The organism is Streptomyces sp. NPDC059456 (assembly GCF_042750055.1).
In the GTDB taxonomy this organism is placed as follows: Bacteria; Actinomycetota; Actinomycetes; order Streptomycetales; family Streptomycetaceae; genus Streptomyces.
Map to the genome: position 1 here is coordinate 1 of NZ_JBHYVA010000673.1, position 4,631 is coordinate 4,631.

Annotated in this window: 5 protein-coding genes; all 5 read left to right on the forward strand. The window is 74.4% G+C overall.

Going from position 1 to position 4,631, the window contains the following annotated elements:
- The first annotated feature begins 213 nt into the window (after window positions 1-213).
- Complete coding sequence (locus ACFXA3_RS36080; protein WP_159044106.1) at window positions 214-387, forward strand: hypothetical protein; 174 nt, start codon at window positions 214-216, stop codon at window positions 385-387.
- Between the two features lie 100 nt (window positions 388-487).
- Window positions 488-1,351, forward strand: coding sequence for a JmjC domain-containing protein (locus ACFXA3_RS36085; protein WP_385194251.1), 864 nt, complete (start codon window positions 488-490; stop codon window positions 1,349-1,351).
- The gene (locus tag ACFXA3_RS36090) at window positions 1,351-2,289 is read left to right on the forward strand and encodes a JmjC domain-containing protein (RefSeq protein WP_385194253.1); all 939 of its coding nucleotides are present in this window, start codon (window positions 1,351-1,353) and stop codon (window positions 2,287-2,289) included. Before ACFXA3_RS36085 ends, ACFXA3_RS36090 begins: the two co-directional genes overlap by 1 nt.
- Window positions 2,286-3,488: a YcaO-like family protein gene (locus ACFXA3_RS36095; protein ID WP_385194255.1), complete on the forward strand. Its 1,203-nt coding sequence runs from the start codon at window positions 2,286-2,288 to the stop codon at window positions 3,486-3,488. Before ACFXA3_RS36090 ends, ACFXA3_RS36095 begins: the two co-directional genes overlap by 4 nt.
- The coding region (locus ACFXA3_RS36100) for a TfuA-like protein (protein WP_385194258.1) at window positions 3,485-4,631 on the forward strand (1,147 nt) is incomplete at its 3' end. The genes ACFXA3_RS36095 and ACFXA3_RS36100, both read left to right, overlap by 4 nt.

Sequence of the window (4,631 nt, forward strand, 5' to 3'; positions counted from 1 at the left end):
GCGGCGGCGCGCCCCCCCCCCCCGCGCCCCCCGCACCCCCGGCCCCGCGCGCGCCCCCGCCCCGCCGGGGCCCGCGCGCGTTCCCCGCCCCAGCGGGACCGGCCCGCGGCGCCGTCCGGACTCCAGTCGCGCGTAAGGGCCGGTCAAGTCGACATGAACATGCTGTTAACAAGCCGCCGCTGATTCGCAGTGGCGCACCAAGGAGGTTTCCCCATGGCTCTGCGCGATGTCCTCAACAACCTGAACGACACCGAGCTCGTCGCCAACCCGACCGAGGCCCGCCTCGCCGGTGAGGGTGTCATCGACCCGGCCAAGGCCGCGGTCCTCAGCAACGACGAGGCGTACGACGCCCCGATGATGGTCCTCAGCCAGATCAACGAGGCCTGATCGCTCGGCAGTCAGCAGGTAGAAGGCCGCCCGGGAGCATCCCGCTCCCGGGCGCCTCTGATCCCGAAGACCCTCCCCGACCGAAAGGCTGGCTCCCCGCATGACCGCAGCCGCTTCCGTGACTGCCACGCTCCGCGACAGGCTGCTGGAAGACGCCTGGGGCGTCTCGCACCGCATCCTCAAGAACGCCGTGGACGTGTCGGATCTGCTCGGCTCCGCCGACATCGAGCGCTGGCTCGACGCGAGCCTGCTCAAGTGGCCGTACTTCACGCTGCTGAAGCACGGCGAAGTGCCCCCCGTCACCTCGTACACGTCGGTGCGCGACGTCATCGGTCAGAAGCGGGAAGGGTTCCCCGACCCGGTCGCCGTCCGCCGGCACATGGACCGCGGCGCGACCCTCAAGCTCAACCAGCTCCAGGACTGGCACCGGCAGACCCGCGACATCGCCCGCGGGCTGGAGGAGTTCCTGCCCGTCGCGGCGAACTCGTACGTCTTCTGGACCCCGGACGAGTCGCGCGGCATGCTGCCGCACCGCGACGCCGCCCACGTGGTGGCCATCCAGCTGGAGGGCCGCAAGGAGTGGCACCTGTACGCCGAGCCCGACCAGGTCGGGGCCGGCGCGGGACTGGACGTCGACGCGTCCCGCCCGACGCACGTGTTCACGATGGAGCCCGGCGACGTGCTCTACCTCCCGCACGGCTGGCCGCACGACGCGGTCGCCGTGGACGGCCCCTCGCTGCACCTGACGTTCACGCTGACCGACCCGACCCCCGAGAACCTGGTCGAGGCGTTCCTGCAGCGTTTCCTCGAGGACCGCCCGGAGCTCGTGCACCACTTCCACCAGCGCCCGCTGGACGAGCGGACGAGCGCGGTGCGCACGGCCCTGTACGAGCAGGCCGAGAACCTGGACGGCACGCGGTGGACGCGCACGGCGGTGGACATGATGCGGGAGGCGATCGGCTGATGACTGTCACGACCCACACCCCCGGGACCCTCTCCGGGACCGCGGCCGCACCGGCCGCCGACGGACTGCCCACGCTCCTGGACCATCTGGTGGGCGACCCCGCCGTGTTCTTCCGGGACCACTGGGCGAACCAGCCCGTGGTACTGCGCGCGCAGAGCGACCTGTCCGGCCTGATCACCGAGCAGGAGATGTGGGACGAGGTCGAGTGCGGCCTGCTGTCCCGGCCGTACTTCACCGTGTTCAACGAGGGCGTGCGCACCGCGATCAGCGACATGTCCACCAAGCGGCGCGTGGTCGGCCACGACCTCACCGGCTTCATCCGGGCCGAGCAGATCCACAAGGACTGGGAGGCCGGGGCGACCTTCAAGTTCAACCAGGCCGAGCACTGGCACCCGCGGATCCGCACGCTCGTGCAGGGCATGCAGCCGCACTTCCGCGGCGGCCTGGAGTCCTTCGTGTTCCTGAGCCCGCCCGGCAAGACCGCCATGCAGGCCCACTACGACGGAGCGCACGTCTTCGTGCTCCAGGTCTCCGGCACCAAGGACTGGGTCTTCGGCCGCATCCACCCGGGCTCGACCAGCGACTCGACCATCCACGAGGGCCCGATCGCCGACGAGGAGCGGGTGGAGGTCACCCTGCGCCCCGGCGACGTCCTGTACATGCCGCACGGCACGCCGCACTACGCGACGGCCCGCGAGGGCAACTCGATCCACATCGCGGTCACGGTGGAGGAGCCGACCGCCGAGAACCTCGCCAACGTCCTGCTGGCCACGTTCATGGCGGACCCGCGCTTCACCGCGTTCGAGGAGAACCACCACCGGCACTCCCCCGCCGAGCGCACGGAACTCCTGCGCCAGGCCCTGCTCGCCCACCTCGCCGACGCCGACGAGAAGGCCGTCACCCGGGCCGCCGTCACCCTGCGCAGGGAGCACCGGTGAACCGGCTGCGGGCCTCCCGGCGTCCGTCCTGGCTGACCGGCGGAGGACCCGCAGCCGTCACCCGGGGCACCCTGCGCAGCACCACCGCGGAGCAGACGTGGGCCCGGCTGGAGCCGCTGCTCGCCGACCGGGGCATCACGCGGGTGGCGGACCTGACCGGTCTGGACACCCTCGGCACTCCCGTGTGGACCGCGATCCGGCCCGCGGCCGCCACCCTGGTGGCGAGCGCCGGCAAGGGCATCGACCACGCGTCGGCCCGGATCTCGGCGGTGATGGAGTCGCTGGAGGTCGCCGCCTCCGAACAGGCCCGTCCCGAGACCGTCGCGCACGGCAGCGCCCGGGAACTGGAGCCGGGCTACGGCGTCGGCGAACTGTCCCTGCATCCCGTCTCGCTGGCCGACGACCGTACGGAACTCGACTGGGTGGCGGGCTGGGACCTGGTCTTTGGCGCCCCGGCCCTGCTGCCCGCGGCGGCCGTCGGCCTGCGCGGCTGGGCGGCCGGGCAGTGGCAGCCGAGCACCTTCGTGACGACGACGAACGGCCTGGCCGGCGGCAACGACCACGTGGAAGCCGCGCTGCACGGGCTGCTGGAGCTGTGCGAGCGCGACGCGCTGGCGCGCCTCGGCGACGCCGGCGCGGAGGCCGTACGGGTGGAACCGGGCAGCCTGGGCGACCGGCTGGAGCCGGTCGTGCAGCGGATCCGCGAGGCGGGCGCCGACGCCGTGCTGGAGCGGATCCCGTCGCTGCCCGGCACGTACACCTACACCTGCCGGCTGACCCAGCCGGAGATGTGGCAGGTCTTCGCCGGATCGGGCTGCCACACCGACGCGGCGATCGCAGCCGAACGGGCGCTGCTGGAGGCCGTGCAGAGCCGCGGTTCGACGATCAGCGGCGGCCGCGACGACATCCCCGAATGGACATTCCGGCTCCAGGGCGCCCCCGCCGGGCGACCCCGTCCGGTCCCGGGCCGCAGCGAGCCGCTGCCCGCGCCGGGCGCCGCGTCCGCCCGCACCCTGGACGAGGTCCTGGACGGGCTCGTCGACGCCGTGCACGCCCGCACCGGGCGGCCCGTCATCGCCGTGGACCTCACCCCGGCCGGCCGCCCGTGGCCCGCGGTGGTCCAGGTCTTCGCCCCGGGCCTGGGCCTCGTACTCGAACACCCGCGCCCCCAGGAACTCACGAGCAGGAGCTTCACGTGACAGCCCGTCCGCCTGCCCGCTTCGCCTTCGTGGGCCCGACGCTGGCTCCGGCCGAACGGCCCGCGGGCTCCTTCACGTACCTGCCTCCGGTCCGGCACGGCGACCTGTTCGCGCTGGACCTGCGGCCCGGGGACCAGGTGCTCGTGATCGACGGCGTCTACCAGCACTTCGCGCCGATCCGGCACAAGGAGATCCTCGCGACGCTCGCCCTCGGGGTGCGCGTCGCGGGCACGGCCAGCCTGGGCGCGCTGCGCGCCGCGGAGCTGGCCGGGTTCGGCATGCGCGGCCTCGGCCACGTGTACACGGCGGCCCGCTGCGGCGAGCTGGTCGCGGATGCCGATGTGGGCGTGCTGCATGCCGCTGACGGCGACGGAGGGCGCCGCCTCACGGTGGCGACGGTCGCCGTCCGGCATGCGGTCGCAGAACTGACCGCCGCCGGCCGGCTCTCCGCCGCCGAGGCGGCGCGGATCCGGCAGGTGGCCGACTCCCTGCACTTCACGGAGCGCTCCGAACAGGCCCTCCTCCACCATGCGGGCCCCGCCCGCCCCGCGATGCAGCGCCTCGTCGACCACCTGGCCGCCCACGGGGACGTCAAGACCCAGGACGCCCTCGCGGCCCTGCACCTCCTGGAGGCCGAGCTCGCGGCGGAATCCGCCGAAGACTCCGGCTGGGGCCCCGCCGCGCATGCGGTCCACGACCGCGCCGGAAAGCCGACGGCGGCTCCGGCCGGGAGGCCGGCCCCGGACCGTGCCACGGGCCCGGCCGCGCATGCGGTCGGCGACCGCGCCGCGGCTGCGGTCAGTGGCCCGCCCGGCAAGCCGACCGCGGCCCCGGCCGCAGACCCGGCCGCCGCGTCGGCCGGGGAGTCCGGCCCGGAAGCCGGCGCCACCGTGGCCGGGGCCGTCTGGGAGAGTTCGTACGGGAGCGAGTGGGCCTTCGAGCGGCGGCCCGTGCGCGACGGGTCCGCGGTCGGGTCGCGGCACGCCCTGGCCTGTCTCCAGCTGTTCGAGGCCGACTTCCCCGAGCGGCACCGCGCCTACGCCCGCCGGATGGCCGCGGCCGCCGTCGGCCTGCCGGCCGGCGCCCGCTCCGGCGCCCTGCTCGGCGCCCCCGGGGTCGCGCCCCCCACCCGGCCCCACGCCC